Origin of the sequence: Mesorhizobium sp. M1396, from assembly GCF_040317725.1 — a bacterium.
In the GTDB taxonomy this organism is placed as follows: domain Bacteria; phylum Pseudomonadota; class Alphaproteobacteria; order Rhizobiales; family Rhizobiaceae; genus Mesorhizobium.
Genome location: NZ_JAMYLA010000029.1, coordinates 15,005 through 41,242 on the forward strand (window position 1 = coordinate 15,005; position 26,238 = coordinate 41,242).

Here is a 26,238-nt window from a genome sequence, read left to right on the forward strand (position 1 = left end):
GAAGAAGGCACAAGAAATGGCCGAAAAAACCGTCTCCGATTCCTCGACCTTCAAGACCCTGCTCAACCTGTGGCCCTACATGTGGCCGACGGATCGTGCTGATCTGAGAGCCCGGGTCACCTGGGCGACGCTGTTGCTGGTCCTGGCCAAGCTGACGCTGGTCGCCGGTCCCTATTTCTTCAAATGGGCGACCGACGCGCTGGCCGGCGACGCCAAATCGGTGCCGCCGCTGCCGACCTTTCTGCTGGCGCCCGTCATGCTGGTCGTCGCCTACAATGTCGTGCGGCTGGTGCAGCTTGGCTTCAATCAGCTGCGCGACGCGCTGTTTGCCCGCGTCGGCCAATATGCCGTTCGCCAGCTCGCCTTCCGCACCTTCGTCCACATGCACCAACTGTCGCTGCGCTTCCACTTGGAGCGGCGCACCGGCGGCCTGTCGCGCATCATCGAGCGCGGCACCAAGGGCATCGAGACGATCGTGCGCTTCATCATGCTCAACACGGCGCCGACCATCCTCGAATTCGGGCTGACCACCGGCATCTTCGCCTACACCTATGGCTGGAAATATGTGGCCGTCGTCGCGGTCACCGTCTGGGTCTATGTCTGGTTCACGGTGCGCGCCAGCGACTGGCGCATCTCGATCCGCCGCGACATGAACGACAGCGACACCGACGCCAACACCAAGGCGATCGACTCGCTGCTCAATTACGAGACGGTCAAGTATTTCAACAACGAAGGCATGGAGGCCGAGCGCTTCGACCGTTCGATGGCGCGCTACGAAATCGCCGCGACGCGCATCTGGACCTCGCTCGGCTGGCTGAACTTCGGCCAGGGCATCATCTTCGGCCTCGGCACCGTCATCGTCATGTGCATGTCGGCGCTGGAAGTGCAGGCCGGCACGCAGACGGTCGGCGATTTCGTCTTCATCAACGCCATGCTGATGCAGCTGTCGGTGCCTCTGAATTTCATCGGCTTCATCTACCGCGAAATCCGCCAGGGGCTGACCGATATCGAGCAGATGTTCGACCTTTTGGATGTGCCGCAGGAGATCGTCGACAAGCCGAACGCGAAACCACTTACTGTCAGCGCCGGCAAGGTCGAGTTCCGCGACGTGCATTTCTCCTATGACCCGAACCGCAAGATCCTGAAGGGCATCAGCTTCGAGGTGCCGGCCGGCAAGACGGTCGCCATTGTCGGGCCATCGGGCGCCGGCAAATCGACCATCTCGCGCCTTCTGTTCCGCTTCTACGACGTGCAGGACGGCGAGGTGCTGATCGACGGCCAGGATATCAGGGACGTGACGCAGGAAAGCCTGCGCGGAGCGATCGGCATGGTGCCGCAGGACACCGTGCTGTTCAACGACACCATCGCCTACAACATCCGCTACGGCCGCATCGGCGCCAGCGAGGAGGATATGCGCAAGGCTGCCGAACTTGCCCAGATCGGCCCCTTCATCGAGCGGCTGCCCGATGGTTACAAATCGATGGTCGGCGAACGCGGGCTGAAGCTTTCGGGCGGCGAAAAGCAGCGCGTGGCGATCGCCCGCACCATCCTGAAGGCGCCGCCGATCCTGATGCTGGACGAAGCAACCTCGGCGCTCGACAGCCACACCGAGCAGGAGATCCAGGCGGCACTCGATCTGGTCAGCCGTGGCCGCACCACCATCGTCATCGCCCACCGGCTGTCGACGGTGATTACGGCCGACGAGATCATCGTACTGCAGGACGGCCAGATCGCCGAGCGCGGCACGCATGCCGAACTGATGCACAAGCGTGGCCTCTACGCATCGATGTGGGATCGCCAGCGCGAGGCAACCGAGGCCGAGGAGCGGCTGCGGATCGCCCGCGAGGGCGACGAACTTGGCGTCATCGTTCGCCGCCGGATGTCCGAGGTGAATTGACGCCGCTTTGCTGCTCTCACAAGGGGATACGAGGGAGAAGGAAAAACCGCTTGACCTCAACTTAAGTTGAGATCGTACGCCGTTTTTGGAGCCCGGAAGCAACATGGTCCAAGAACGGAATTATCGAAATGAGCAAGACAAGTCAGAATGTTAATGGTGGCAGCGTGTTCAGGGTGGACAAGTTCGTCGTCCCCGCCGCCGCCCGCGAGGAGATACTGGCCAAGGTCAGGACAACACATGAATTGCTGCGCCTGCAGCAAGGCTTCGTGCAGGATTTCGTGCTCGAGCAATTCTCGGGGCCGGGCGAATTCAACCTCGTCACCATCGTCGAATGGGAGAACCAGGCGGCTATCGACCGGGTCGTGCCGATCGTCACGGCCGAGCATGCGCGTGCCGGTTTCAATCGGCAGGAGACGATCGCCCGGCTTGGCGTGCGAGCCGACATCGCCAACTATCAGCGGATCCCCGGGCTCTAGCCTGGCCAGCCGACGCCAGGTGCCGGCGCTTCAACGCTGAGCACCTGGCCGGTGCGGGCATCGCTGACCATATGCTCGAAGCCGCGCCATTCGGCGGCGACGATGAACAAGGTTTGCCGGCCCGCACCTCCCAGCATACAGGCAAAGCAGCCGCGATCGACGGTGACCGTCTGCAACACCTCACCGCCTTCGCGCACCCGCACGCAATGCTTGTTGGGCACATCCGCGTACCAGGCGGCCCCTTCGGCATCGAGACTGATGCCGTCGGGATAGCCGTCGAGATCGGCCCAGACGCGTCGATTGGACAGGGTGCCGTCGGCTGCGATGTCGAAGGCGGTCAGCCGGTTGGCATGCGATTCGGCGACGATCAGCGTCTTGTTGTCCGGGGTCACCGCCATGCCATTGGCAAAGGCGATGTTTTCCGCAACTTGCCGGACCGCACTGTCAGGCGTGATCAACACGATGGTGCCGGGACCGAAATGCTCACCGGGCACCGGCGCCGGTCCGCCGCCATTGACATAGATGTTGCCGCGCCCATCGACGACAATCTCGTTCCACGGACTTTTCGACAGGTCGCGCAGATCGGCGTGTGTGACGAGCCGCCCATCGGCTTCCTGCCGCAGCAGCAAGCCGTCGCGGCCCGAGACGACGAGCAGGCGGCCATCCGGCAGCCAGTCGATGGAGTAGGGCAGGACGGCTGGCACGGTCAGCACGATCTCCTTGTTGCCATCGGCATCGACGGCGATGACCTCGCCCGCACCCCAGTTGCAGAGCCACAGGCGTCCGTCATGCCAGCGGGGCGATTCCCCGAAGGCGAGGCCGCTGGTTACGACGTTGGCGATGCGCGATGCTGACTTCGACGACTGCATGCTTGGCTCCCGGATTAGTCGCTCCACCGGCCCTTTGCCCAGCGAAGCACTATCCCAAGGACGAATGAAGGGATGACACGCCGACATGGTCATTGGCAATTTTCTCTCGAGGAGCCGGCGACAGATCAAGCTAGGACGCTTTTTATCGCCTTGCATCGATGATATTGCTTCGTCGGCACTAACTCGCACCAGTTCTTGTACGATGCAGGGAAGTATTTTGGATGTTCGGATTCTTTTCGCGCAAGTCCAAGAAAATCTCCGAGAAGCCGGTTGGTGCTTCGCCTCCTGCCACAGGGCACTTATCGAAAACCGGGCTGCTAGTGCCGGTAATCGTGCCTCGCTCAACCGTGGAAGATGCGGTCAAACGGCCCTTTGAGCTCGTCTTCGCTGTCGACAAATTCATCCACGCTATGGTTTCCCAAGGGCTCTACTACTATCCGGAGATCAGTCCGAAGGCCATGCAGGTCTTCCACGCCGATTTGTATTCCGCTGAGGTGAAAAATGGCGGCCATAGTCAGTTCGTCCACAATGCCGGCAGGGAGTTCGATACTATGGTCGCCAACGCCCGTGCTGGTCTCACTGCGGCTGGTGCGAATGGGCAGCTAGCGACTCTGGAAAAGATGTCCGTCTGGGTCACGGAGCATCCCGCCGAAGCCGAAGAACAGACCGGCTTTGAGGGTGGTCGGGACGATTTTCTCGACACGCTTGATGATGCTTTCTACGACACTGACGAGGCGGCGCCGATGCTCGACCTGTTGGCGCGCTGGGTCGCGTCATGGCCCGATCTGCAAATTGTCGACGACGATGACTGCGATGAAGCCATCCGCCAATTGGCAATGGCCAATCCCCGGCGCGAATCCCGGCTTCTCCACCGATCGGTCGCCGAGCTGGTCGGCCAGATGTTTCGCCGGCGCGACGTCGGGGTTGGTCTTGCCTGTGCGGACGCGCTGCCGCCCGAAGTTAAACTATCGCTCGGTATGGCGAGGATGTTGGATGTCGAGGGCGAAAAGCAATTGGCTTTTCAACTGCGCACCAATGCAGGGGAGGTTCGTCTCTGCGTCGCCACAGACACCCATGCGGCGGTCTATGAATCCATTGCTCCGGAGGACCCGCCGATTGCGCGCGCGGGTGAAAATCCATTGGCCGCTGGCGTGCCTCGCGTCGGCCGCAAGCTCGGGCAAGTCGATGCTCAAACAATAGCAAAGGTGATCGAACTGGCTGAGGAACATCACGCGCCGGTCGCCGTCGACCTTCTGCTGCGCAAGGCCGGAATCGATCCAACCAAAGCTATCGTTTCGGCGAACTCGATCGTGCAGCGCGAGGGAGGGCCGGTTGTCAGCTGGGTGGTAATGGCCGGCGGTCACGCATTTCTCTTCCAGTCATCCCGAGATCGCTGTGCACTGTTGCGTGGTGACAATGAGGAAAGTCTGGTGGAGGCTCATCGAACTGAGCTTGAGGAATATTTCGACTTGACCGCAGCCGCCGGCGAATAAGATGTCCGCTCGGACGGAACTGGCGACTAGCGCTGTTCCCGATAACAGCCCTACTGCTTTTCGCTCAGAAAAAAATAGCCATCGGCATGGCCGCTGGCGCCGCATGATGGCGGTTCCGAACGGTCATCCGTGCCGGTGCCGCTCTGCTCGACGACGAGCGCATCGCCATCGCGGTGGAAGATGAAGACAAAGCCGGTCGGCTTGTCGTTGTCATCGGGTATCGACCAGCCGCAACTCCTCGCCGGCCTTGACCGTGCCGCCGATGTCGCACTCCGCACCGCCGGAGACAGGGTTGGCGACATCTTCCGACACTTCGAGCTTGCCGGCGCCTGCCGCCTTGATCTCGACCGAGCCGCGGCTGCTGCTCCATGTGCCGATGAGGCCGCTGTCCGCGGGCTTGCGGATGGCGGCGAGGAAGGTCGCGCGGTAGCGCAGAAACTCGCTGAGATCGAAAGTCTGCTGGTCCTTGGGCGTGTTCTCGTTGAAGCCGGCGATCTGGTCGCGATACAAGATGAAATCGCCTTGGTCGCCTCGCAAGGCCTTGCCGGCGCGAGGATCAAGCGTCTTCAGCAATGCCGCATAGCTCCTCGCCACATCGGCGTCGGCTTGCGCCAGGGCAGGATCGGCGCAGATGGCCTTTTCCGCCACGCTTGTCGCCTTGGCGCAGTCGAAGGACGGCTTTGCTTGCGCGAATGCGCTGCCGTTCGCTGCCAGCCATGCGACCATAACTGTACCGATGGCGGACCAGGCAATGAGCTGCGCCTTGTCGGGGTTTCGGATCATGGGCGGTCGGCCTTTCCCGCGCCTAAAACCGGTGCTACCCCAAATTCTGTCGACAATGACGCCGACAAGCAAGCACGCCGGTCGCGCCCAATGTGGCCTTGCCGATTGTTGCGTTGCGGCGAGGGGGGCTTTCGGCTATTGAGGCCGGACTTGAAACGGAGCCAGTTTATACCCGATGAGCCTTGTCGATACGGTCAAGAACGCGTTCGTACCGATCCATCGCGAAGGCTATCCCTTCATCGCGGCTTTTGGCGCGGCGACGCTTTTCCTCGGCTATTTCTCCTCGATCCTGTTCTGGATCGGCCTTATCCTGACGGCCTGGTGCGTCTATTTCTTCCGTGATCCCGAGCGCGTCACGCCGGTCGACGACCACCTCGTGGTCAGCCCCGCAGACGGCATCATCTCGGCGGTCGGACCGGCCGTGCCGCCGCGCGAGCTTGGCCTAGGCAACGTCGAGATGACCCGCATCTCGGTGTTCATGAACGTCTTCTCCTGCCACGTGAACCGCGCGCCGGTGCGCGGCCGTATTGCCAGGATAGAACATCGGCCGGGAAAATTCCTCAATGCCGAACTCGACAAGGCAAGCACCGAGAACGAGCGCAACGGCCTGGTCATCGAGAGCCCCAACGGCACGGTTGCCGCCGTCCAGATCGCCGGCCTGGTCGCGCGGCGCATCGTCTGCTGGGCCGAGGCCGGCGGCTCGATCGCCATCGGCGAGCGCTTCGGCCTGATCCGCTTCGGCTCGCGCGTCGATGTGTTCCTGCCTTTGACCGCCACGCCGCGTGTTGCCGTTGGCCAGACGGCGGTCGGGGGCGAAACCGTGCTGGCTGAATTCGGCGGTGTCGCCGGCACGCCACTTGTTCGGATTTCCTGACCCGTGGGCACGCAATACAAAAAGTTCGAGGCCCATGCCAGCGGCGGCCCGCGCATCCGCGAAATTCCTATGCGCATGGTACTGCCCAACCTCGTCACCGTGCTGGCCATCTGCGCCGGCCTGTCCGGCATCCGCTTCGGCTTCGAAGGCCGCTTCGAGCCGGCGGTGGTGATGGTGCTGCTCGCGGCGTTCCTCGACGGCATCGACGGCCGCCTGGCGCGGATGCTGAAGGCGACCTCGAAATTCGGCGCGCAGATGGATTCGCTGGCCGACATCGTCAATTTCGGCGTCGCACCGGCTCTGGTGCTCTATGCCTTCCTGCTCGACCGCGCCGGCTCGCCGGGATGGATCGCCGCACTCCTGTTTGCCATCGCCTGCGGCCTGCGGCTCGCCCGTTTCAACGTGCTTGACGACGAGAAGACCGATCGCCCCATATGGCAGTCCGAATATTTCGTCGGCGTGCCGGCGCCGGCGGGCGCCGTGCTGGTGATGCTGCCGCTCTATCTTTATTTCCTGCGCACAGGGCTGGAGCCCAGTCGTCCAGCCGCCTTCGTCGCCACCGGCTTCACCATCCTGGTCGCCTTCCTGCTGGTCAGCCGGCTGCCGGTCTATTCCGGCAAGAGCCTGAGAATCCCGGGCGACAAGGTGCTGCCGATCATCCTTGGCGTCGTGCTCTACGTGCTCCTGCTGATGACCTATCCCTGGTACACGCTGACGGCTTCGGTCGCCGGCTATCTGATCTTCCTGCCGTTCAGCGTGCGCGCCTATTCGAAGCGCGCCAAGCTGGAGGGTGAGAAGGTGCCACCTTCGGATATAGGTTAGAAGATACGCCGAAGTCCTTGATCTGACTCACGCCGCGACGCCGAGCCCCAGCCTGTCGATCGCCAGCTTGCGGGTCGAGACATAGTCGGTCTTGCCGGAACCTAGCACCGGGATTTCCTCCACCTTGACGATGTCGTTCGGCACCATCAGTTCGGCGGCACCCGCCTGTTTGCCGAATTTGCGCAACTCGTCGGGATTGGCGTCGTCGGCGGTGGTGACCAGCACGATGCGCTCGCCGCGCCGCTTGTCGGGCACCGCCACCGCCGCGTGCCGTTCCTCCGGCCACAGCGATTGCACCAGCATCTCGACCGCACCGAGCGACACCATTTCGCCGGCGATCTTGGCGAAGCGTTTGGCGCGGCCGCGAATGGTGATGAAACCTTCACGGTCGACGGCAACGATGTCGCCGGTGTCGTGCCAGCCGGTCAGCGGCTGTAACTCACCGGGACGCTCCGCGGTCATGTAGCCCATCATCAGGTTCGGTCCGTCGAGCCACAATTGGCCGGCGTCGGAGATGCCCTCGACCGGCTCCAGCTTCATGCGCATGGCCGGCAGCAGCCGGCCGACGGTGCCGTCGCGGCCATGGATGGCGGTGTTGACGGCAACCACGGGTGCTGCCTCGGTCAGTCCGAACCCTTCGATGATCTCCGCCTGGAAGCGCTCGCGATAGACGCGGCGGGTTTCCGGCTTCACCGCCTCGGCGCCGGCGACGACGAAGCGCAGGCTGGAAAAATCGCCGTCCTTGGCGGTGCGCGCATAGTTGGCGAGGAACGTGTCGGTGCCGAACATGATGGTCGGTTTCACCTTGCGTGCGACCTCGGGGATGATCTTGTAGTGGAGAGGCGAGGGGTAGAGGAACAGTTTTACCCCAGTGACCAGCGGCAGGATGGTGCCACCCGTCAGCCCGAACGAGTGGAACACCGGCAGCACGTTGAGAAGGATGTCGGCGGGCGAGATGGTGATGCGTGCCTCGGCCTGCATGGCGTTGGCCAGCAGGTTTTTGTGCGAAAGGATCACCGCCTTGGGCGTGCCTTCCGAACCCGAGGTGAACAGGATCACCGCTGGCTTGGCCGCATCCTGCCGTTGCAGCGGCCAGCGCCACAGCAAGGCGGCGGCAAGCTTGTCCAGCGCCGTGACGCCTTCCCGCACATCCTCCAGCCAAAGCAGCCTGGCACCGCCCTTCTCGACCGCCTCGACGATATCGGCAAGGCTGGCCTTCTCGACGAACGCGCGGGAGGAAATCACGGTCCTTATCACCGCGGTGCGCACGGCGGCGGTGACGCTTGCCGGCCCGGCCGTGTAGTTGATCATCGCCGCCACCCGGCCGGCCGACAGAAGGCCAGTGAGCGACAGCACGACGCCATTGGCGTTCGGCAGCATCAGCCCGACCGCTTCGCCCGGCGCAGTGACCGCCTCGAAGCGCCTGCCCAGGACGCGAGCGCCGATGAACATCTTGCGGTAGCTCAGCGCGCCGGAGATGACGTCCTCGATGATCGTGTGCGAAGCGCCGACTCGGTCGGCGGCATCGCGCATGGCCAGGAACAGGCCGCGATCGAGGTTGGTACCGAAAAGCCGGGCCTCGGCGACACGGTCGAACAACGCATTGGTGTTCGAGGCCTGGTCGGGGTTGCGCGCCACCAGTTCGGCGATGGTCATCGGCTCCAGAACGCTGATCGACAGCTGTGGAAACCAGTGCCGTGGTGCCTTGTCCGCGGGCGTCAACGACACCGGCAGGCTGCGCGCGCCGCTGACGAAGATCGGCACGATGCTGGCCTCGGCCTGCATGGCGATGCGCGTGACGGCACGAAACAGCCGGAACGTCTTGACGTCAGGCTCGACCGCATCCGGCAGATAGACGGCGAGCCGGCCTTTGCCTTTGAGGACGCGCACCAGCCGGCGGCTGACGAAGACATGTTCGGCGTTGAAGGCGATGGTGCGGCCGAGCTCGCGCCACGGTTCGAGCCAAGGCGACCGCGCCGAGACCTCGTCGAGGATATGCAGCGTGTCGTCCGGCAGCAGCGACAGCATCAGAGCCGGTTCGAAACGCGATTGATGCGAGATGACGTAGATGACCGGGGCCCGCGCCTTGCGGGCGATCTTGACCCGGGTGTCGGCGATTCGGTAGGCGAGTTTGAACGGCACATAGAGCAGCGCCTGGGTGAAGCGCAGGCCGAGGCGGAATTTTTCCGCCACGCCGATCAGCAGCCAGGCCAGAACAAGACCCGCAAGCAGCGCCAGTGTCAGGACCATGCCGCGTCTCTCCCAACGATTTTATCATCTCGGCTCTTTTGCGGCCGCTTCGGCCAGAACCTAGACCATGTGGGAGCAACGTCAATGCGGATGAGGGCAAGCTTACCTTCTTGCCCCGAGCCAGAAGGTAAGGTCTGTGTTCACGCCGCCTTCAACCGTCCGCTGATGAAACGGAATTCCTGCGTCTTGCCGCCATAGCCATAGGCTGCTGCCGGCACTTCGTGCACGAAGGCATAGCTTTCCTCGTGCACGCTGCCCAGCAGACGGCCGAAGGCAGCGAATATCGCTTTCAGATAGGCTTCCAGTTCGAGCTTGGTGTTGGTGCCGTCGACCACCTTGATATCCAGCCAGAACGTATTGGTGCCATGCTCGGCCAGCGACTTGCCGCCGGCGAACCAGTGCTGCGGATCGATGTAGAATACGGCGACGGCTGTGATCGTCGGATCCTTGCGCAACTGCGTCGCGGTGATTTCGGTGACCTCTTTTGCGATGCGAGCGGAAAGAGCCGCGTCAGGCCTGCCGGTGACGCTTACGGTGATGATGGGCATTTCGCTTCTCCTTGGTTTGAGCGGCGTCTAATCGTCGTCGAAAGAACCATACCATCACCATTAAATCAAAAAATCGAATTGTTTTAAATTGAAGGTTCGATATTGTCGAATTATGCAAACTCTCGATCCCGATTTGCTCAGGACTTTCCTTGCTTTCGTCGACAGCGGCTCGCTGGCCCAGGCGGCTTCAAGCGTCGGCCGTTCGCCCTCGGCGGTGACCGCCCAGATGCAGCGGCTGGAGGAAATCGTCGGCGAGCCGCTGCTGGCGCCGCAAGGCCGGGGCCGAGGTTTGACCCCTGCAGGCGGGGATCTCGTCGGTCATGCCAGGCGCATCCTTGCTGCCCACCGCGAGGCCTGGCTGGCACTGAAGGGCGCACGGGCTGCCGGGCGCGTCGCCATCGGCACGACCCAGGATTTCGCCGACAGCGGCCTGCCGGACCTGCTGCGTGCCTTCGCCGTCAGTCATCCGCGCGTCAGGATAGAACTGCGGGTCGGCCGCTCCGCCGAACTGGCGCAGGCGCTGCAGTCCGGCGGCCTCGATCTGGCGATCGTCATGCGCCAGGCCGCGGTGCCGGACGAAGTCGGCGTGCTGCGTGAGCCGATGATATGGCTGTGCTCGCAAAAAGGATTGGCCTCGCGGCAGGAGGAAGTGCCGCTGGCTCTGCTCGATCCGTATTGCGGTTTTCGCGAAGCGGCACTTGCCGCACTCGATGCTGCCGGTCGCCGCTACCGCATCGCTGCCGGCAGTGCCAGTCTGGCCGGCCTGCGCACGGCGGTGAACGCCGGTGTCGCGCTCACGTTGCGAACGGCCCGCTTTGCCCATTCCGGCATCGTCGAGGCGCCGCGCGAGCTTGGTCTGCCGCAAGTTCCAATGGCTGAGTTCGCGATCCGGCTGCGCGTCGGCGCCGATGGTCCGGCGAGCGACCTCGCGACACTGCTCAGCGGCAACCTTGCCTTGTCGGCTGGCTGAATGCCAAAGAAAAAGCCGACCTTACGGTCGGCTTGAGAGTAGGACGGGCCGAGGGGTTTGGGGGGACTTGGGGATGGCCCGTCACACCAATAATGTCTGACCACGATGATGGTTCCGTGACTGCGTCACTTTTTTAAGAAATATTTGACGCCACGCGTTGCGAGCGGACCATCAGCCAATCCCGCCCCGCATGGGCAAACACCGCACACAGCACGATAGCGCCGCCGATCATGCTGGCGACCGGTGCAATCTCGCCCAGGAACAGGGAGGCAAACAGGATCGCGAACGGCACTTCGGCCGAGCCGAGCAGCCCGGATTCGGCGGGCGGAATGAGCCGTGCGCCTTCCGTCCACAGGATCGAGGACAGCGCGAAGGACGCGCCGAAAGTGGCGAGCAGAACGGCATCCCTTGGCGAAACCGCTAGCGGATCGGTGACGAACCAGCCGAGCACGAACAGCAGGAACGCTGAAACCGCACCGGCCCATACCACCGGCGTGTCGCGGAAGGCGCGCACCATGATCATGTAGAGGCCGCTGCCGACGGTCATCAGCAATGCCAGCCCGTCGCCGAACAGATTGCCGCTGCCGAAGCCGGACCAGACCATGATCGCCACGCCGCACAGCGATACGGCGGCGGCGACCATCGTCTGCAGTCGAAGCGGCTCGCGCGTCAGAACCCAGGCCAGCAGCGCGGTGACGAAAGGCGCTGTGGCATAGATGACGGCGACATTGGCGACGAAGGTGAACTTGAACGCCGAGATGAAGGCTATGCTGGCCAGCGCGCCTTCCACCGCCAGCAGCCAGCCGCGCCAGCCAAGGCGCGGCGTTTCGCGGTTGCCGGAGCGGCGGCGGCGCCACAGCACGTAGAGGCTGATCAGGATCGCGCCGACAAAGCCGCGCCAGTCATAGCCGTTTGCGAAAATGCTCGCCGCCGACGATCAGCAGGCCGGCAGCAATGATCAGGCAGCACCCGGGAAGACTTCGCGGCGCGGCACGCCGCCCCAGTTCCCATGGCGATCTGCGCTCTCGCAAAGCTTATTGCGTCGCTTGGTAAAGCTCCGAAGCGGCCTCTTTCAGGGCACGCCGACCATCGGATCTGAAGTACATCATGTGGCCGCCCTCGACGACATCGAGACGGATAGGCTTGGCGTTGGCGAGCGACGAGATCTGGCTCACCAGGTAGCGCGAGGCGAGGTAAGGCGTGACCAGATCGGTGTAGCCGTTGACGATCACGACGCCGAGCGACGGGTTCAGCGAGCGTGCTCGCTGCAGATCGTCCATCACACCGGCATAGCCTTGCCGCGAGGCGCTGGTGCCGTAATCCCAATTGTGGCTGACTTCGCCATTGAGCAGCCGATAGCTGACGTCGGTGCGGAAATTCAGTTCGTCGCTGATATAGCCGACGAAAGCCGACGTCAACGCCGGTACGCTGCGGTCGAGCACTGGATCCGGGCCGGCGATGCGGGCGCTCTCGGGCGCGATGTCGGCCGTACCGATCATGGCGTCATATGGGCTGAGCACTTTGCCGCTGGCACGGGCGAACTCCCTTGCGAACAGGCCGGTCGGGATGCGGGCGGAGTTCCGCTGCACGAGGTCGAGCGGCAGGCCGGTGATGTCAGCCACGCGTTGGCTCGCCAGCCGCCTGCCTTGCTCCAGTCCGCTGGTGAGCGCCGTAAGGTAATCGCCCATCGCATAATGTTCGACTTCGGCCAGCTTCTCCCGTAACGCATCGCCGCTGACGCCTTCGGCGCGCAGGCGCACCGCCGCCAGTGAAGGCAGTTCAAGCGCCCAGTGCAGCGGCTCGAATTCGTCGGGTTGCACCAGCGTGAACTCCAGCGCCGGCGAGATCAGCACGATGCCGTTCGGACTGATGCCGATGTCTTCCTGCAATGTCCTGGCGAGCAGCGCCGCGCGGAACCCGCCATAGCTTTCGCCGGCGAGGAACAACGGCGATCCGGTGCGGCCGTTCTGCGCGAGATAGAGCCGGATGAAGGCGCCTATCGAGCTGGCATCCTGATTGACGCCCCAGAAGTCGTGCGTGTCCTGGCCGGGTGCCTCGCGGCTATATCCGGTTCCGACCGGATCGACGAAGACGAGATCGGTCATGTCGAGCCAGCTATCCGGATTGTCGATAAGTCTTTGCGGTGAGGGCAGGAATTCGCCGTCGGCTCCCGTTGCGATTATACGCGGACCGAGTGCGCCGATATGCAGATAGGCGGACGCTGCTCCAGGGCCGCCGTTGAACACGAAGGTAATCGGCCGCTGCGGGTCTTTGGCCATGCTTGCCGGTGGCTCCAGCGTGTAGGCGACATAGAAGATCTCCGCCGTGACGTCGCCCTTGCCGGAAAGCAGCGACAGGGTGGCGGCCTTTGCCTGATAATCCAGCTTGCGCCCGGCGAGGGTGATCGAATGGTTGGTGGTCCGCGGCGGCGGCAGCAGGGACAGCACGCCGCCCGAGGGGCCCGGCCGCTCCACCGTTTCAGCCAGGAGGGGCTGCGCCAGGGCGGCAAGCATCGGCAGGATAAGGAAGATCAGTTTCAGCTTGACCGGCATGATGGCTCCGCGAGAACGACTCCCGCATAGGTATGGCCGAGATGATCGAAGTCAAAGGAAATGGCTGTATGGTTGAACAACTGCCGCTGCCGTTCCTTCTCCCTTCTTCCTGCGAGCGGGCTGCTGGCTCCAACCGCGTCTTGGCGGCTCGCCCGTATGCGGTGGCGATGAACAGCATTGCCTTCCCGTAGTGATCGGCGCAAATCTCGACCGCACGAAATAGCCGACGAAAGGGGAGAGCGGATGGATGCGACCGAACTGAAGGCCATGCAGGCGCCGTTGAAGCAGGCCTATCGTGACGATGCTTCGCAGGCCCTGATCACGCTTCGCGCCAAGGGCTCGATCGACGACCAGTCGGTCGCCTGCAAGGTGGAGACGGGCAGGGCGCTCGCCATCGCCGGGCTGCATCCGGCAACAGGTGGCTCGGGCCTTGAGCTCTGCTCGGGCGACATGTTGCTGGAGGCATTGGTGGCCTGCGCCAGTGTGACGCTGAAGGCGGTGGCGACGGCGCTCGAGTTCAAGCTCGGCGCCGCCACGGTGGAAGCGGAAGGCGACCTCGATTTTCGCGGCACGCTCGGTGTGGCAAAAGATGCGCCGGTCGGCTTTCGCGCCATTCGGCTCAATTTCAACCTCGACACCGATGAGCCGCGGGAGCGGGTAGAGTCACTGCTGAAGCTGACCGAGCGCTATTGCGTGGTATTCCAGACCATCAACCAGAAGCCGGAACTGACGGTTTCAGCTCGACGCTGAGGATCTCCCCCTTGAGGGGAGATGTCGCCGAAGGCGACAGAGCGGGTCGGAACGACGGGACGCGACCTTCTTCCGCCGGCAGAGGAGGTTAGCGCTCGACGCGCGGCGACCCCCTCTGGCCTGCCGGCCGTTCGTCGTTCGGAAAGCCAAGCAATTGGCTTTCCGTCCGCTGTGCGGACCACTCCTCAACCCCCTCAAGGGGCGAGATTACGCTCATTACTGCGCTGACGGTTCTTCGGCGTCGCCCTCGTCGGTGAAGGGCGAGGCGCTCGGCACGCATTGCACCGACCAGCCGGCCGGTGTCGGCTGTTTCTGATACTCAGCGATGGCGGCGGTGCACTGTTCGCGCTTGTCGAAGGTGCTGGGCAGGACGACCATGCCGCCTTGCGGGCCGGCGATTACCAGATACCAGACCAACGCTGCGGTCGTTGCCATGGGATTTCCTCGTTCTGCCAGTTGGGCGGTTGTTGTGGGAGTCGCTATGATCCTACCAACTCCACGGAAGTGACGAAAGCATGGCCGCCGCGCAGCCTCCAGCCGTCACATCACAGCCGCGTGATGAGGCGGCGGGTTTGTCACGCTGCCGCTCGCGCGAGTGCGGCTATTCCGGCTGCCGATAGGCGACGAAGCGGTTGTGCTTGGCCTGGAAAATCAGCCCGGTCTCCTTCAAGTCGGGGCTCGCCAGCGGCACGATGAGCTTGGCGATCTCCGAGGGGTGCGGCAGCGTCGCCGGATCCTCGCCGGGCACCGCCTGCGCCCGCATGGCGGTGCGGGTGGCGCCGGGATCGGCGGCGTTGACGCGCAGCGGCAGGCTTTGCGTCTCATGTGCCCAGGAACGCATCATGGTCTCGACCGCCGCCTTGGACGCTGCGTAGGGCGCCCAGAACGCGCGGGCCGAGTGTGCCGCGTTGGATGACAGGATGATCGCTCGCCCGGCGTCGGAGAGCCGCAGCAGCGGGTCGACCGAGCGGATCAGCCGCCATGTCGAGGTGACGTTGATGGTCATCACCTTCTCGAAGGTTTTTGCTTCGACATGACCGATCGGCGAGATGACGCCGAGCACGCCGGCATTGGCGACGAGAATGTCGAGCTTGCCCCAGCGCTCATGGATGGCGCCGCCCAGCCGGTCGATGCCTGCCATGTCGGCGAGGTCGAGCGGCACCAGTGTCGCCTGGCCGCCGGCCGCCTTGATCTGATCGTCAAGCTCTTCCAGACCGCCGACAGTGCGCGCTACCGCGATGACATGCGCGCCGGCGGCGGCCAATTCCTTGGCGATGAAATAGCCGATGCCGCGCGAGGCGCCGGTGACGACCGCAACGCGGCCGGTAAGGTCGAGGGGACGGGTCAACGGGCAACTCCGAGGGCTAGCGTTCTAACTCGGACTTGGCTCTGCCTCGTCAGCCTGCATATTTGGCGAAAGCGGAGGTGGGAGCGCAATCTCCCCCCTTGCGGGGGAGATGTCCGGCGGGACAGAAGGGGGTGTGAAGGATCGCCAATTTTCGAAATGATCCGACCCCGAGAGAGAACCCGGCCAAGCGCGCGGCTGGAATTGATCGACAGGATGGAGGGACAGCACCCCCCTCTGCCCTGCCGGGCATCTCCCCCGCAAGGGGGGAGATCGGCTGCTTCGAGGAGGCCGCAACAAAGTGATCGCGGCGAAATTTGCAAACCGGCGAAATTCACGGTTGCAGCAAGGCCCTACGTCCCGCTCGTCGCCAGCAGCGACAGCGTGCGCACATTGTCGTGGCCTTCGAAGTCGAGCAGGCGGGTCGGGTACTGGCCGGTGAAGCAGGCGTCGCAGAATTGCGGCTGGTCGTTGTCGCGGCTGGCCTCGCCGACGGCGCGGTAAAGTCCGTCGATGGTCAGGAAGCCGAGCGAATCGACACGGATGAACTCGGCCATTTCTTCCACAGACATGCGCGATGCCAGAAGCTTCGACTTCTCCGGTGTGTCGACGCCGTAGAAGCAGGAGGCGCGTGTCGGCGGCGATGCGATGCGCATATGCACTTCCTTGGCACCGGCGTCGCGCACCATCTGCACGATCTTCTGGCTGGTGGTGCCGCGCACGATACTGTCGTCGACCAGCACGACGCGCTTGCCCTCGATCATGCGGCGGTTGGCATTGTGCTTCAGCTTGACGCCCATGTGGCGGATCGAATCGCCGGGCTGGATGAAGGTGCGGCCGACATAATGGTTGCGGATGATGCCGAGCTCGAAGGGAATGCCGGCCGCCTGGCTGAAGCCGATCGCCGCCGGCGTGCCCGAATCCGGCACCGGCACGACAATGTCGGCCTCGACTGGGCTTTCGACCGCCAACTCGGCGCCGATGCGCTTGCGTACCTCATAGACATTGCGGCCTTCGACCGAGGAATCCGGCCGCGCGAAATAGACATATTCGAAGATGCAGAAGCGGGTCTTCTGCGGCTCGAAGGGGAACAGGCTTTCGATGCCCTTGGACGTGACGACGACCATCTCACCGGGCTTCAGGTCGCGCACGAAACGCGCGCCGATGATGTCGAGCGCACAGGTTTCGGAGGCCAGGATCCAGGCGCCGTCGAGATCGCCGAGCACCAGCGGCCGGATGCCGAGCGGGTCGCGGCAGCCGATCATCTTCTTGGCCGTCATCGCCACCAGCGAGAAGGCGCCTTCGACCTGCCGCACCGCATCGATGAAACGCGAGTTCAAATCGCGCTCCTTGCTGGTGGCGACGAGGTGCAACAGCGTCTCGGTATCGGAGGTGGAGGAGAAGATCGCGCCTTGCTTCTGCAGCGCCCGCTGCACGGTCATGGCGTTGGTCAGATTGCCGTTGTGGGCAACGGCGAAGCCGCCATCGGCCAACTCGGCGAAGAAAGGCTGGATGTTGCGCATGCCGGCGCCGCCGGTGGTGGCGTAGCGTGTGTGGCCGATGGCGCGGTTGCCTTGCAGACTGTCGATGACGCGCTGCTTGGTGAAGGTGTCGCCGATCAGGCCGACATGGCGTTCGACATGGAACTGGCTGCCGTCATAGGAAACGATGCCGGCCGCTTCCTGGCCGCGATGCTGGAGCGCATGCAGGCCCAATGTGACGATGGCCGCGGCATCCTGCCGGCCGAAAATGCCGAACACACCGCATTCGTCGTGGAAATGGTCGTCGGCCTCGGCGGAAAGCACGTCGTCTGCGTCTGCCATCTTAAGCTCCGCTAAAATCGCCATATAATGCGGGTTCGCGTCGAAAGCAACGCGCGCCGCGCAGCCATTCACACCATCGTCAAGTCCCAGCGCCCATTTCCGGCGTCAGTTTGCCGGTGCAGCCGGTGCTGGATTGGCCGGGGTGTTGTCCGCCGGCGGTGTTGCAGAATCATCATCAGGCGCCGGCGTGTTGGCATCGTCCCCACCCGCCGGAGCATCCGCTGCCGGTGCGTCCGGAGCAGCGGGCGTCTCGGTAGCCGGCTGATTCGGATTGAGCTTCTTCAGGATGGCGTTTTCCGGATCCTCGGGCAGCAGGCTTTCGAGCTTGGCGCCGATCTGCTCGAGCAGCGGCCGCGACTTGGCCTCCGTGACCCAGGCCGGTGCCTTGGCGCCGGCCAGCCAGTTGAAGAACAGAAGTGCGACGGCGACGACCAGGATGCCGCGCGCGGCGCCGTAAAGGAAACCAAGCGTGCGGTCGAGCGCGCCGATCCTGGAATCGATGATCCAGTCGGCAAGCTTCATGGTGATGACCGAGACGACGATCAGCGCGATGACGAAGACAACGCTGGCGGCGGCCGCCATGGCGATCTTTTCATTCTCGATGTAGGGCGCGAGGTAAGGCACAACCGGCTTGTAGAAGAAGAACGCCGCCGCCGCCGCTGCTGCCCAAGAGACGACGGACAGGATTTCGCGCGAGAAGCCGCGAACCATGGCGAGCATCGCCGAGACCAGAGTGAAGCCGACGAGAATTCCGTCAAGCAGCGTAATCGGCATGTCTTTCGCCCCACTCCATGAGCTGCATTATAGCGCGGAGCATCGGATTTTCCCAAACCGGTTCCCGCCTTCGGGTCCGATGCCCTAATCTTCCTCGTCCGCGCGGCTTCGGCGTGAGCCGGCTATGCGCGCGACGAGGTCGGCAAGCTCGGTCGGCTGGAAAGAACCGGCCCCGATCCCCCCGGCCAATTCCCCGCTGCCCGAAGGCAGGACCGCGCTTCCAAAACCCAGCTTTTCGGCTTCCTTGAGGCGCTGTTGCGCATGCGCGACCGGCCTCACTGCGCCCGAAAGACTGATTTCGCCGAAATAGACGCAATCGGCGGGAAGGGCAAGGCCGGTGAGCGAGGAAACCAGGGCCGCCGCCACCGCCAGATCCGCCGCGGGCTCCGAAATGCGATAGCCGCCGGCGACGTTGAGATAGACATCGTGGCTGCCGAAGCGCACGCCGCAATGGGCTTCGAGAACCGCCAGGATCATCGACAGCCGGGCGCCATCCCACCCGACGACGGCGCGGCGGGGCGTGCCGAGCGAGGAGGACGCCACCAGCGCCTGGATCTCGACCAGCACCGGCCTTGTCCCCTCCATGCCGGCGAAAACCGCCGCGCCCGGCGATTTGGCATGGCGTTCGCCAAGGAAAAGCTCGGATGGGTTGGCAACCTCGCGCAGGCCCTTGTCCGACATTTCGAAGACGCCGATTTCGTCGGTCGGTCCAAAACGGTTCTTCACCGTGCGCAGGATGCGGTAATGATGGCCGCCTTCGCCTTCGAAGTAGAGCACGGCGTCGACCATATGCTCGACGACGCGCGGCCCGGCGATCTGGCCTTCCTTGGTGACATGGCCGACCAGCACGATCGCCGCCCCCGTGGATTTCGCATAACGGATCATCGCCTGGGCGGCGGCGCGCACCTGGGTGACGGTGCCGGGCGCCGAATCGGCAAGGTCGGTCCACAGCGTCTGGATCGAATCCAGGATGACGAGATCCGGCCGTTTGCCGTCGGCTATTGTGGCGAGGATGTCCTCGACATTGGTCTCGGCGGCAAGTTCCACCGGAGAGGAGGCAACGCCAAGCCGCTGCGCCCGCAGCCTGATCTGCGCGACCGCCTCTTCGCCCGAGACATAGACGATGCGGTGGCCTTTTGACGCCAGAGCGGCCGCCGCTTGGGTGAGCAGCGTCGATTTGCCGATGCCGGGGTCGCCGCCGACCAGAAGCGCCGAACCGCGCACGAAACCACCGCCGGTGGCGCGATCGAGTTCGCCGATGCCCGAAATGATGCGCGGCGCGTCCTCGATGTCGCCGGACAGCGTGGTCAGCACCACCGCGCGGCCCTTGCGGGCGTTGCGTGTATTGGCCGGACCCGAGCCGATGCCGCCGGACGTACCTTCCTCGACCAGCGTGTTCCACTCGCCGCAGGCATCGCATTTGCCGGCCCAGCGCTGATGCACCGATCCGCAACTCTGGCAGATGAATTGTACGCGCGACTTGGCCATCAGATTTATGCCCCCCGATGTCTGGCAGGACACAGGGGGGCGCGAAGGAACGAGGCCTGTCTCAATAGGTCACTCGAACCTTTCCGGCAGATGATGCTCCTCGGCAAGGTCGGAGAAGCGGGTGAACTCGCCCTGGAAGGCAAGGCTGACGGTGCCGGTCGGTCCGTGGCGCTGCTTGGCGATGATCACTTCGGCCTTACCCTGGACCTCGATCATCTTCGCCTCCCAGGCGAGGTGCTCGGGCGTGCCTTTCTCCGGTTCCTTGTTCTTGATGTAATATTCCTCGCGGTACACGAACAGCACCACGTCGGCGTCCTGCTCGATCGAGCCCGATTCGCGCAGGTCCGACAGCTGCGGATGCTTGTCGTCGCGGCTTTCGACCTGACGCGAGAGCTGCGAGAGGGCGATGATCGGCACGCCAAGCTCCTTGCCGAGCGCTTTCAGTCCGGTGGTGATCTCCGTGATTTCCTGGACGCGGTTCTGCGACGCCTTGGCGGATGAACCCTGCATCAGCTGGATATAGTCGATGACCATCAGATCCAGCCCGCGCTGGCGCTTGAGGCGGCGGGCGCGGGCCGCGAGCTGGGCGATCGAAATACCGCCCGTCTGGTCGATATAAAGCGGCCGCTTGTGGTTCTCTTGAGTGTAGGCGACGAGCTTGCCGAAATCGGCTTCCGTCAAATCGCCGCGCCTGATCTTCGACGACGGGATCTCGGTCTGCTCGGAAATGATGCGGGTGGCCAGCTGCTCGGACGACATTTCGAGCGAGAAGAAGCCGACGACGCCGCCATTGGCCGCCTTGACGGAACCGTCGGCCTGCTGGGCCGGCTCATAAGCGGCAGCGATGTTGTAGGCGATGTTGGTGGCCAGCGACGTCTTGCCCATGCCCGGGCGGCCGGCGATGATGATCAAATCCGATGGCTGCAAGCCGCCCATGCGGTGGTCGAGATCGCGCAGGCCGGTGGCAATGCCGGACAGGTGGCCGTCGCGCATATAGGCCGCGCTGGCCATGTCGACGGCATTCTTCAACGCATCGGAAAAACTTTCGAACCCGCCATCGTAGCGACCGTTTTCGGCCAGCTCGAACAGGCGGCGTTCGGCGTCTTCGATCTGTTCGCCGGGCGCCATGTCGACCGGCGCGTCATAGGCGATGTTGACCATGTCCTCGCCGACGGTGATCAGCGCGCGGCGCGTGGCAAGGTCATAGATGGCGCGGCCATAATCGGTGGCGTTGACGACGGTCACCGCCTCCACCGCCAGCCGCACGACATATTGCGCCATCGTCATGTCGCCGACCTTCTCATCGGCCGGCAGGAAGGTTTTTAGCGTTATCGGCGTCGCGACCTTGCCCATGCGGATGAACTCGGACGCCACCTCATAGATTTTGCGGTGCAGCGGCTCGTAGAAATGGCTGGCCTTGAGGAAGTCCGAGACGCGGTAGAAGGCGTCGTTGTTGACGAGGATGGCGCCGAGCAGCGCCTGCTCGGCCTCGATATTGTTTGGCGCTTCACGATAAAGCGGTGTTTCCGCGACGCCGAATTTTCGCGCTGCCTCTGCCATGATATCCCCGATTTTGATCCCGACCTTCGATATCAGAACGAGACGAGTCGATGCTGACCTTTCTGCATCACTGCGCGACCAAAGAGCCTCGATGCCCGTTGTTCACAGGAACGACCAATCGTCCACAGGAGAGTATGCCCGCGCCCCGATTCCGATTGACTCGACAAGGCGATGATTCGTATCCGACTCGTCAGAACGAAGCAAGAACGATTTCGCCGTTCATGTTGCCGCTTTGTCCAGCCTGTCGCCCCAGCCAAGCCGCCGGGCGAGCTTGAAGTCGGCGCCGTCGCGCTTGGTGAACAAGCGCTCGGCGGCAGTGCCGTCTTCCCTGCAAAGCTTGAGCAGAACCTTGCCGGAGCCGGATTTCGGCGGCGCAAGAACGCGTGCCTGGTGTGAAGTGGGCGCGTCTCGGGAAGCCGCGACATAGATGAACTTCTCGTCTTCCCAAGGCACGTCGGCGTCCTTGGCCAGCCGGTGCAGGCGCGAGCGGGCGACGCGGCGGGAGAAATGGCACCAGTCGGGCTGGGCGAGCGGGCAGGGCGCCTGATGCGGGCAAGGGGCAAGCACATGCGCGCCCGCCTCGATCAGCTGTCGGCGCACGGCAAGTATTCGTTGCCATCCGGCAGGGGTGCCCGGCTCGACGATCAGCAGCGTGTCGGCGGTGAGCTGCCAGAGCCGGTCGATGAGCTTCTGCAGCGAGGCCGGGGCAATTTCATCCAGCACATAGGCGCACGTCACCAGATCCGCTGGCTCGAGGCCGGCAAGATCGATGGTGACGTCGCCGGCCAGCCAACTGGTCTGGGCGAAAATCGCGTCGCCCGCTAGCGCCTCGCCCACCTTGCGCACCGCCGCGCTCGCTTCCAGCAGCACCGCCTGTTCGAGATCGGGCCACTGGTCGGTCGTGGCCCAAAGCACCGTACCAGGGCCGGCGCCGACATCGAGCAGGCTCCTGGGCTGAAAGTCGGGCCTGGCGTCGCTCAGCGCGTCGAGGCTGGCACGGATCGCGGCATAGGTCGCCGGAAGCCGCGTCGCCAGATAGGCCTTCACCGCCAGATCCTCGGCCATATGCAGGCGGCCGTCGCGCAACTCGGCACGGTAGCGGTCGGACAGCATCTTTGCCGCTTGCTTGAGCACCGCCAGCGGAATGTTTTCGAGCAGACGCTCGACACCTTGGCGAAGTTGGGCCGGCAGTTCCATCTCACGCGCCCCGCGGGGCGAGAAGGATCACCGAAGCGCCTGCAATGCAGGGCGCCGCTCCGGTAAAATCCCAGCGGTCGGGGCGCACACCCTCCACCAGCCACAGCCAGCCAAGCGACGCCGCGATGTAGATGCCGCCATAGGCGGCGTAGGCGCGGCCGGCGGCGTTCGTGTCGACCAGCGCCAGCAGGAGGCCGAACAGCGCGAGCGAGGCGAGACCGGAGAGCAGCCAAAGCGGCGACTTTTCCAATCGCCACCAGGCCCAGAACGAAAAGCAGCCGGCGATCTCGGCCAGGGCGGCAGCGGCATAGAGGACATAGGTCATGAAAAAGGTCCCGAGACGATCACGGGACCTTTTTCAGTGCAGGCGCCGACAATGGCAAGCGGCAATGCTTATTCCGGATCCGCAACCTTGCGGCGGCGAGCTGGCTTGGCGGCGGGGCTCTTTTTGACCGGCGCCGTTTCGCGATGCCCCATATCGCGCATCTCAAGCGCCTTTTCGCACTTGGCCATGTAATCGCGTGTCATCGGCAGCGTGTCGTTCTTCTTGGTGATCTGGATCTGAAAGATGACCAGATCCTGCCAGCGGAAGGCTGCTTCCGAGGCCGCCAGGTAGAATTCCCACATACGGCAGAAGCGTTCGTCATAAATCGCCTTGGCCTTGTCGCGGTTGGCGGCGAAGCGCTGGCCCCAGTGCTTCAGCGTGTCGGCATAATGGAGCCGCAGGATTTCGACGTCGGTGACGACCAGGCCCGATTTCTCGATCGCCGGCATGACTTCCGAAAGCGCGGGTATATAGCCGCCCGGGAAGATGTATTTGCGGATGAAGGCGCTGGTCGCCCACGGCACGCCGGAACGGCCGATCGTGTGCAACAGCATGACGCCGTCCGGCTTGAGCAGCGTCGCGCTCTTGTCGAAGAAGGTGCGGTAGTGGTTGACGCCGACATGTTCGAACATGCCGACCGAGACGATGCGGTCGAAACGCTCGTTGAGCTCGCGGTAGTCCTTGAGCTCGAAATGTACGCGGCTTTCCAGCCCTTGCGCGTGCGCCCGGTCCGTTGCGACGCCGTGCTGCTCGGTCGACAATGTCACGCCCTGCACGTCGACGTCGAACGCCTTGGCGAGGTAGAGACCGAGCCCGCCCCAACCGGAGCCGATGTCGAGCACCGTCTGGCCGGCTTTCAGCCTGAGCTTGGCGGCGATATGGCGTTTCTTGGCGGCCTGCGCTTCGTCGAGCGTCATGTCCGGTTGTTCGAAATAGGCGCAGGAATACTGCATGTCGTCGTCGAGGAAGAGCCGGTAGAGATCGCCTGACAGATCGTAGTGGCGCTGGACGTTGCGGCGCGAGCGCGAAGCGGTGTTGATCTGCTGCAGGCGGCGGAAGGCGTGGCGCAGGCCTTCTATGGCTTTCGACCAGGTGGCGTCGATGCCGCCGCTGCCCATATTCTGGAAGGCGATGCGCATCACGCCCAGCACGCCACCTTCGAGAATGTCGAGTTCGCCGTCCATGTAGGATTCCGGAACCGCCAGCATCGGATCTAAGGTGATGGCGCGCTCGGCATGCGCGGTCTTGATGTGCATGTGCACCGGTTCGCCGCTGCCGTCGCCGAAAACCACCGTCGCGCCCTTGGCGCCGGTTACCTTGAGATTGCCGGTGCGCACCAGGCGGTCGAGAACGCGCTTCAACAGAATATTCATGACCAAATGTCCCCTCTCGGCCAGACAGGCTGTCTTGGCGCGTAACCGCGAAAATCAGAATCGATTTCGAGGAGCCTTGCGCCGAGCCAAAGTTCACAACGTCACTTGCGCGACCAAAGGACGCGCGACGCTATAGTCTGCAACAATATATAGGGGTTCGAAAAGTTCCATTTGGCACAAAAATGCCCGGGCAAGAGGCCCGGGCATTGGTCCAGTATGGCTGGATGCCGGCAAAGTGATCGGAGCACAGCTCCGATCGTGATCAGAGCACAGCTCCAAACCTCCGCGACGTATGATCAGGCGTTGTCTTCGCCACCCTCGAATTCGGTGTTCGGGTCGAAGAAGTTTTCCGGCCGGGCATTGTCGTTGATGTCCTCGCCATAGATGGCCTCGGCGGTGGTCAGCGTCTCGCCCTTGGCCTGGCGTTCGGCTTCGTCGGCCGTGCGGGCGATGTTGAGCGTGATCGTGACTTCGACTTCCGGATGCAGCGCGATTGCCACATTGGTGACGCCGATGGTCTTGATCGGCTGGTTGAGCAGGATCTGGTTGCGGTTGATCGAAAAACCTTCCGCCGTCAGCAGATCGGCGATGTCGCGGGTCGACACTGAACCGTAAAGCTGTCCGGTTTCACCAGCGGAGCGAACGGCGATGAAGCTCTTGCCGTCGAGCTTTTCGGCGACTTGGGCAGCTTCCGACTTGCGCTCGAGGTTGCGGGCTTCGAGCTGGGCGCGCTGGCCTTCGAACTTCTTCTTGTTGCCTTCGTTGGCGCGCAGCGCCTTGCCCTGCGGCAGCAGGAAGTTACGGGCAAAGCCGTCCTTGACCTTGACGGTATCGCCCATCTGGCCGAGGCGGGAAACGCGTTCGAGAAGAATGACTTCCATGGTTTTGTTCCTTTGGTTGGGCGCCAATCGATCGATGAGGTCGACGCCGAATGTATCTGGAACAGGTCAGGAAGCTTGAGCGCCTGGGGCGCTGGTGTCGCTGTCCTGCCTGTCGCGGCAGTTAGAGGTTTTTGACCTCAACCCGGGATTTGACGTTCAACCCTGCGGCGCCCGTCGCCGTGGGAGAAGAGCGGGCGGCGAACCGCCCGCATGCTAGATCATGATCCCGAAAAGTGGATACCGGTTTTCTCGGACAAACGGAAACCGTTTGTCCAGAGATCATGGTCAAACTAAAAGTCTTAGCGAACCACGTAGGGCAGCAGGCCGAGGAAACGGGCGCGCTTGATCGCCTTGGCGAGTTCGCGCTGCTTCTTCTGGCTGACCGCGGTGATGCGCGACGGCACGATCTTGCCGCGCTCGGAAATGTAGCGCTGCAGGAGACGCACGTCCTTGTAGTCGATCTTGGGCGCGTTGGCGCCGGAGAACGGGCAGGTCTTGCGACGGCGATGGAACGGGCGCCGGGTCGGGATCTGATTGATGTCGACCATTATTCTGCACCCCCTTCAAAGCCTTCGCGCGGACGGCGCGGACCACGATCGGCACCGGCGTCGCCGAACGAGCGCGGCGGACGGTCGCCACGATCACGGTCGCCGAACGAGCGTGGACCACGATCGCCACGGTCGCGATCGCCGAAGCCGCCGCGTTCCGAGCGCTCTTCGCGCTTCTGCATCATGGCTGACGGGCCTTCCTCATGCGCCTCGACCTTGATGGTCAGGAAACGCAGCACGTCTTCGGACAGGCCCATCTGGCGCTCCATCTCGTTGAGCGCGGCCGGCGGGCAATTCAGGTCCATCAGCGTGTAGTAAGCCTTCCGGTTCTTGTTGACCCGGTAGGTGAGGGACTTCAGTCCCCAGTTCTCGACCCGGCCGACGGACCCGCCATTCGCGGAGATGACACCCTTGTACTGTTCGACAAGCGCATCGACCTGCTGCTGCGAGAGGTCCTGCCGGGCAAGAAACACATGTTCGTAAAGAGCCATTATGTCTTATGCCTTTCTTCGTTTCTCTCCCGGTTCCCGGCGGCAAAAGCCTCTGCAACTTCTCTGACCCGCAAAATCGGGGAAGAAAGGAGCATGACGAGACGGTCGAGAGCGGAGACACGGGAGGCGGAAGCACTTCTGGCATCACA

25 protein-coding genes and 1 pseudogene are annotated in these 26,238 nt (G+C 63.5%); 8 read left to right on the forward strand and 18 right to left on the reverse strand.

Annotation, left to right across the window (positions count from 1 at the left end; all coding sequences use genetic code 11):
• Nucleotides 1–16 precede the first annotated feature (16 nt).
• Together NKH02_RS19515 and NKH02_RS19520 are read left to right on the forward strand one after the other, a co-directional pair.
• Nucleotides 17–1,897, forward strand: coding sequence for an ABCB family ABC transporter ATP-binding protein/permease (locus NKH02_RS19515; protein WP_352880800.1), 1,881 nt, complete (start codon nt 17–19; stop codon nt 1,895–1,897).
• A gap of 128 nt (nt 1,898–2,025) precedes the next feature.
• On the forward strand, nt 2,026–2,373 hold the full coding sequence (locus NKH02_RS19520; protein WP_352880801.1) for an antibiotic biosynthesis monooxygenase family protein: 348 nt from the start codon (nt 2,026–2,028) through the stop codon (nt 2,371–2,373).
• Here NKH02_RS19520 and NKH02_RS19525 read toward each other — a convergent pair.
• The gene (locus tag NKH02_RS19525) at nt 2,370–3,242 is read right to left on the reverse strand and encodes an SMP-30/gluconolactonase/LRE family protein (protein WP_352880802.1); all 873 of its coding nucleotides are present in this window, start codon (nt 3,240–3,242) and stop codon (nt 2,370–2,372) included. The two genes, NKH02_RS19520 and NKH02_RS19525, sit on opposite strands and share 4 nt — an antisense overlap.
• 221 nt (nt 3,243–3,463) lie before the next feature.
• Between NKH02_RS19525 and NKH02_RS19530 the strand changes: the two genes are divergently transcribed.
• A complete protein-coding gene (locus NKH02_RS19530) occupies nt 3,464–4,735 on the forward strand; it encodes a DMP19 family protein (RefSeq protein WP_352868229.1) in 1,272 nt (423 codons plus the stop codon).
• Between the two features lie 210 nt (nt 4,736–4,945).
• On the opposite strand, the gene NKH02_RS19535 is transcribed toward NKH02_RS19530, so the two are convergent.
• Nucleotides 4,946–5,518 (reverse strand): lysozyme inhibitor LprI family protein, encoded by a 573-nt coding sequence (locus tag NKH02_RS19535; RefSeq protein ID WP_352880804.1) that lies wholly within the window; start codon nt 5,516–5,518, stop codon nt 4,946–4,948.
• Nucleotides 5,519–5,693: 175 nt separating this feature from the next.
• Between NKH02_RS19535 and NKH02_RS19540 the strand changes: the two genes are divergently transcribed.
• Together NKH02_RS19540 and NKH02_RS19545 are read left to right on the forward strand one after the other, a co-directional pair.
• On the forward strand, nt 5,694–6,392 hold the full coding sequence (locus NKH02_RS19540) for a phosphatidylserine decarboxylase (protein WP_352868224.1): 699 nt from the start codon (nt 5,694–5,696) through the stop codon (nt 6,390–6,392).
• A gap of 3 nt (nt 6,393–6,395) precedes the next feature.
• Nucleotides 6,396–7,214, forward strand: a complete 819-nt coding sequence (locus NKH02_RS19545; protein ID WP_502913483.1) for a CDP-alcohol phosphatidyltransferase family protein — start codon at nt 6,396–6,398, stop codon at nt 7,212–7,214.
• A 27-nt stretch (nt 7,215–7,241) separates the two neighbouring features.
• Here the strand turns inward: NKH02_RS19545 and NKH02_RS19550 are convergent, their stop codons facing one another.
• Together NKH02_RS19550 and NKH02_RS19555 are read right to left on the reverse strand one after the other, a co-directional pair.
• The gene (locus NKH02_RS19550; RefSeq protein ID WP_352880805.1) at nt 7,242–9,464 is read right to left on the reverse strand and encodes an AMP-binding protein; all 2,223 of its coding nucleotides are present in this window, start codon (nt 9,462–9,464) and stop codon (nt 7,242–7,244) included.
• A 140-nt stretch (nt 9,465–9,604) separates the two neighbouring features.
• On the reverse strand, nt 9,605–10,012 hold the full coding sequence (locus tag NKH02_RS19555; protein ID WP_352880807.1) for a tautomerase family protein: 408 nt from the start codon (nt 10,010–10,012) through the stop codon (nt 9,605–9,607).
• A gap of 112 nt (nt 10,013–10,124) precedes the next feature.
• Here NKH02_RS19555 and NKH02_RS19560 point away from each other — a divergent pair, with 112 nt between their 5' ends.
• Nucleotides 10,125–10,982, forward strand: coding sequence for a LysR substrate-binding domain-containing protein (locus NKH02_RS19560; RefSeq protein WP_352880809.1), 858 nt, complete (start codon nt 10,125–10,127; stop codon nt 10,980–10,982).
• Nucleotides 10,983–11,115: 133 nt separating this feature from the next.
• Here the strand turns inward: NKH02_RS19560 and NKH02_RS19565 are convergent.
• Together NKH02_RS19565 and NKH02_RS19570 are read right to left on the reverse strand one after the other, a co-directional pair.
• A pseudogene (locus NKH02_RS19565) lies at nt 11,116–11,883 on the reverse strand (DMT family transporter); the annotation flags it as partial.
• Nucleotides 11,884–12,016: 133 nt separating this feature from the next.
• Nucleotides 12,017–13,534 carry a S10 family peptidase gene (locus NKH02_RS19570; protein ID WP_352880811.1) on the reverse strand — a complete coding sequence of 506 codons (1,518 nt, stop codon included), beginning with the start codon at nt 13,532–13,534 and terminating at the stop codon, nt 12,017–12,019.
• 41 nt (nt 13,535–13,575) lie between these two features.
• Here NKH02_RS19570 and NKH02_RS19575 point away from each other — a divergent pair, with 41 nt between their 5' ends.
• On the forward strand, nt 13,576–13,725 hold the full coding sequence (locus NKH02_RS19575) for a hypothetical protein (protein ID WP_352880813.1): 150 nt from the start codon (nt 13,576–13,578) through the stop codon (nt 13,723–13,725).
• Nucleotides 13,726–13,777: 52 nt separating this feature from the next.
• Entirely contained in the window at nt 13,778–14,284 is a 507-nt protein-coding gene (locus NKH02_RS19580) for an OsmC family protein (RefSeq protein WP_352880815.1), read from the forward strand.
• A gap of 216 nt (nt 14,285–14,500) precedes the next feature.
• On the opposite strand, the gene NKH02_RS19585 is transcribed toward NKH02_RS19580, so the two are convergent.
• From NKH02_RS19585 to rpsF, 12 genes are all read right to left on the reverse strand, one after another.
• The gene (locus tag NKH02_RS19585; protein WP_023761619.1) at nt 14,501–14,719 is read right to left on the reverse strand and encodes a hypothetical protein; all 219 of its coding nucleotides are present in this window, start codon (nt 14,717–14,719) and stop codon (nt 14,501–14,503) included.
• Between the two features lie 166 nt (nt 14,720–14,885).
• A complete protein-coding gene (locus tag NKH02_RS19590; protein WP_352880816.1) occupies nt 14,886–15,632 on the reverse strand; it encodes an SDR family NAD(P)-dependent oxidoreductase in 747 nt (248 codons plus the stop codon).
• Nucleotides 15,633–15,982: 350 nt separating this feature from the next.
• Nucleotides 15,983–17,452, reverse strand: a complete 1,470-nt coding sequence (gene purF, locus NKH02_RS19595) for an amidophosphoribosyltransferase (RefSeq protein WP_183453881.1) — start codon at nt 17,450–17,452, stop codon at nt 15,983–15,985.
• Nucleotides 17,453–17,557: 105 nt separating this feature from the next.
• Nucleotides 17,558–18,226, reverse strand: coding sequence for a CvpA family protein (locus NKH02_RS19600; RefSeq protein ID WP_352880818.1), 669 nt, complete (start codon nt 18,224–18,226; stop codon nt 17,558–17,560).
• An 84-nt stretch (nt 18,227–18,310) separates the two neighbouring features.
• Complete coding sequence (radA, locus tag NKH02_RS19605) at nt 18,311–19,714, reverse strand: DNA repair protein RadA (RefSeq protein WP_352880820.1); 1,404 nt, start codon at nt 19,712–19,714, stop codon at nt 18,311–18,313.
• A 69-nt stretch (nt 19,715–19,783) separates the two neighbouring features.
• Nucleotides 19,784–21,274 carry a replicative DNA helicase gene (locus tag NKH02_RS19610; RefSeq protein ID WP_352868197.1) on the reverse strand — a complete coding sequence of 497 codons (1,491 nt, stop codon included), beginning with the start codon at nt 21,272–21,274 and terminating at the stop codon, nt 19,784–19,786.
• Nucleotides 21,275–21,493: 219 nt separating this feature from the next.
• Nucleotides 21,494–22,471, reverse strand: a complete 978-nt coding sequence (locus NKH02_RS19615; protein ID WP_352880822.1) for a small ribosomal subunit Rsm22 family protein — start codon at nt 22,469–22,471, stop codon at nt 21,494–21,496.
• Between the two features lies 1 nt (nt 22,472).
• A complete protein-coding gene (locus NKH02_RS19620; RefSeq protein ID WP_352880823.1) occupies nt 22,473–22,796 on the reverse strand; it encodes a YnfA family protein in 324 nt (107 codons plus the stop codon).
• A gap of 68 nt (nt 22,797–22,864) precedes the next feature.
• Nucleotides 22,865–24,169 carry a cyclopropane fatty acid synthase gene (locus NKH02_RS19625; RefSeq protein ID WP_352880825.1) on the reverse strand — a complete coding sequence of 435 codons (1,305 nt, stop codon included), beginning with the start codon at nt 24,167–24,169 and terminating at the stop codon, nt 22,865–22,867.
• A 296-nt stretch (nt 24,170–24,465) separates the two neighbouring features.
• Nucleotides 24,466–25,050, reverse strand: a complete 585-nt coding sequence (gene rplI / locus NKH02_RS19630) for a 50S ribosomal protein L9 (RefSeq protein WP_352868186.1) — start codon at nt 25,048–25,050, stop codon at nt 24,466–24,468.
• Nucleotides 25,051–25,349: 299 nt separating this feature from the next.
• Entirely contained in the window at nt 25,350–25,598 is a 249-nt protein-coding gene (gene rpsR / locus NKH02_RS19635) for a 30S ribosomal protein S18 (protein ID WP_006203718.1), read from the reverse strand.
• Complete coding sequence (gene rpsF / locus NKH02_RS19640; protein ID WP_352868182.1) at nt 25,598–26,089, reverse strand: 30S ribosomal protein S6; 492 nt, start codon at nt 26,087–26,089, stop codon at nt 25,598–25,600. The genes rpsR and rpsF overlap by 1 nt, the downstream gene beginning before the upstream one ends.
• Between the last annotated feature and the right edge of the window lie 149 nt (nt 26,090–26,238).

Coding starts and splice junctions, on each gene's coding strand:
- NKH02_RS19515 (WP_352880800.1), top strand. CDS start 17: ATGGCCGAAAAAACCGTCTCCGATTCCTCGACCTTCAAGACCCTGCTC.
- NKH02_RS19520 (WP_352880801.1), top strand. CDS start 2,026: ATGAGCAAGACAAGTCAGAATGTTAATGGTGGCAGCGTGTTCAGGGTG.
- NKH02_RS19525 (WP_352880802.1), bottom strand. CDS start 3,242: ATGCAGTCGTCGAAGTCAGCATCGCGCATCGCCAACGTCGTAACCAGC.
- NKH02_RS19530 (WP_352868229.1), top strand. CDS start 3,464: ATGTTCGGATTCTTTTCGCGCAAGTCCAAGAAAATCTCCGAGAAGCCG.
- NKH02_RS19535 (WP_352880804.1), bottom strand. CDS start 5,518: ATGATCCGAAACCCCGACAAGGCGCAGCTCATTGCCTGGTCCGCCATC.
- NKH02_RS19540 (WP_352868224.1), top strand. CDS start 5,694: ATGAGCCTTGTCGATACGGTCAAGAACGCGTTCGTACCGATCCATCGC.
- NKH02_RS19550 (WP_352880805.1), bottom strand. CDS start 9,464: ATGGTCCTGACACTGGCGCTGCTTGCGGGTCTTGTTCTGGCCTGGCTG.
- NKH02_RS19555 (WP_352880807.1), bottom strand. CDS start 10,012: ATGCCCATCATCACCGTAAGCGTCACCGGCAGGCCTGACGCGGCTCTT.
- NKH02_RS19560 (WP_352880809.1), top strand. CDS start 10,125: ATGCAAACTCTCGATCCCGATTTGCTCAGGACTTTCCTTGCTTTCGTC.
- NKH02_RS19570 (WP_352880811.1), bottom strand. CDS start 13,534: ATGCCGGTCAAGCTGAAACTGATCTTCCTTATCCTGCCGATGCTTGCC.
- NKH02_RS19575 (WP_352880813.1), top strand. CDS start 13,576: ATGATCGAAGTCAAAGGAAATGGCTGTATGGTTGAACAACTGCCGCTG.
- NKH02_RS19580 (WP_352880815.1), top strand. CDS start 13,778: ATGGATGCGACCGAACTGAAGGCCATGCAGGCGCCGTTGAAGCAGGCC.
- NKH02_RS19585 (WP_023761619.1), bottom strand. CDS start 14,719: ATGGCAACGACCGCAGCGTTGGTCTGGTATCTGGTAATCGCCGGCCCG.
- purF (WP_183453881.1), bottom strand. CDS start 17,452: ATGGCAGACGCAGACGACGTGCTTTCCGCCGAGGCCGACGACCATTTC.
- NKH02_RS19600 (WP_352880818.1), bottom strand. CDS start 18,226: ATGCCGATTACGCTGCTTGACGGAATTCTCGTCGGCTTCACTCTGGTC.
- radA (WP_352880820.1), bottom strand. CDS start 19,714: ATGGCCAAGTCGCGCGTACAATTCATCTGCCAGAGTTGCGGATCGGTG.
- NKH02_RS19610 (WP_352868197.1), bottom strand. CDS start 21,274: ATGGCAGAGGCAGCGCGAAAATTCGGCGTCGCGGAAACACCGCTTTAT.
- NKH02_RS19615 (WP_352880822.1), bottom strand. CDS start 22,471: ATGGAACTGCCGGCCCAACTTCGCCAAGGTGTCGAGCGTCTGCTCGAA.
- NKH02_RS19620 (WP_352880823.1), bottom strand. CDS start 22,796: ATGACCTATGTCCTCTATGCCGCTGCCGCCCTGGCCGAGATCGCCGGC.
- NKH02_RS19625 (WP_352880825.1), bottom strand. CDS start 24,169: ATGAATATTCTGTTGAAGCGCGTTCTCGACCGCCTGGTGCGCACCGGC.
- rplI (WP_352868186.1), bottom strand. CDS start 25,050: ATGGAAGTCATTCTTCTCGAACGCGTTTCCCGCCTCGGCCAGATGGGC.
- rpsR (WP_006203718.1), bottom strand. CDS start 25,598: ATGGTCGACATCAATCAGATCCCGACCCGGCGCCCGTTCCATCGCCGT.
- rpsF (WP_352868182.1), bottom strand. CDS start 26,089: ATGGCTCTTTACGAACATGTGTTTCTTGCCCGGCAGGACCTCTCGCAG.